The sequence below is a fragment of the Streptosporangium sp. NPDC050855 genome (genome assembly GCF_044456585.1).
In the GTDB taxonomy this organism is placed as follows: Bacteria; Actinomycetota; Actinomycetes; order Streptosporangiales; family Streptosporangiaceae; genus Streptosporangium; species Streptosporangium longisporum.
In genome coordinates this window covers 1-1,371 of sequence record NZ_JBITFY010000019.1, presented here as the reverse complement: position 1 = coordinate 1,371, position 1,371 = coordinate 1, and the positions used below count along the sequence as shown (strand labels likewise).

1 protein-coding gene is annotated in these 1,371 nt (G+C 72.0%); it reads right to left on the bottom strand.

Annotation, left to right across the window (positions count from 1 at the left end; genetic code table 11):
* Nucleotides 1-126 precede the first annotated feature (126 nt).
* Nucleotides 127-1,371: arabinofuranosidase catalytic domain-containing protein (locus ACIBCT_RS31030; protein ID WP_399194615.1), on the bottom strand; the 1,245-nt coding region annotated here is incomplete at its 5' end.

Below are 1,371 nucleotides of genomic sequence, written 5' to 3'. Positions count from 1 at the left end.
CGGCCCCCCCCCCCCGCCGGCGGGCCGCCCCCCCCCCCCCCCCCCGGGCGCCGGCGCGCCCCCCCCCCCCCCCCCCCCCCCCCGCCCCCCCCCCCCCCCCCCCCCCCCGGCGGCGGATCGGTGCGATCAGCGATACCCGGCGACGACGATGTCGGCCTGGACGGCGTTCTCCGTGGCGTCGGAGGGGTACCCGGCGACCATGGCCCCCTCGTAGAAGGTGCCCGCGCTGAGGTTGGCGCCGCCGTCGGGCTTGCAGCAGTCACCGCCACTGCCCAGGATGATGGCCCCCTGCTTCTTCATCGGGCTGTACCCGTTGGGCAGCGAGCCGTCGTACAGGGTGTACAGGCTCCCGGACTGGGCGTTGCTGCCCTTGATGGCGAACCGGGTCGTACCGTTGTTCTTCAGCGTGGCGGTGACGAACCTGTGGGGGAAGGCCCTCTGGTTGGGGTTCCACGACTGGCTGCCACCGGGGAAGAGACCCCACTCCAGGTCGGCCTGGACCCAGGGACCGCTTCCCTGGCAGCCGCCGAACCAGCACTGGGTGCTGAAGTTGATGGCGTCCATGGCCCCGGCGGCGTCGGCCTTGCGGGTCGTCTCGCTGTTGCCGTAGTCGAAGCAGCAGCCGTTGTTGACGTGGGTGCCGCTGGTGACCATGTACATGCCCTCGGGCGCGCTGCCGGTGGGGACCCCCGTCAGGTGGCCGTCCCGCCAGTAGCTGTTGCCGGGGTTGATGTAGAGGGAGTATGCCTTGCTTCCGCCGACGGTGAGCGACTCGGTGGTCGCGGTCGCGGGCCTGCTCTGCGGGGAGCCGGGGACCACGCTGGACCCCTGGTACCACAGGTCGTTGCCGCGGCCGGACTGGTCGTACACGACCGTGATGACGCACGCGGTGCCGGCGCAGAAGGAGTCCTGGGTCGCGGCGTTGGCGGTCCCGCCCGCCGTCAGGACGGCGATGTTCCGGGTGGAGTTGTCCGAGGAGCGCCTGACCTGGTAGAGGTTGCCGGCATAGGAGCCGTAGAGCGCCCGGGTCGTGCTGTGCGCGGCCACGCACGGCGTGCCGCCCGAGGCGTAGATGTCGCACGAGCGCGCGCCGGGCGGCGGTGGGGTGGGCGTCGTGGTGGGCTGGGTGCCGGTGGTCCACTTCTGGTTGGTGCCGCCGTGGCAGGTCCAGATGTGGACCTTGGTGCCGTTGGCGGTGCCGTAGCCGGAGACGTCCAGGCACTTGTTCGCCCCGACGGCGGTGATGGTGCCGTCGGTGTTCAGGCGCCACTTCTGGTTGTTCTGGCCGTTGCAGTCCCAGATGTTGACCGCGGTGCCGTCGGCGGTGCCGGCACCGGTCACGTCCAGGCACTTGCCGCCGTAGACGCGCAG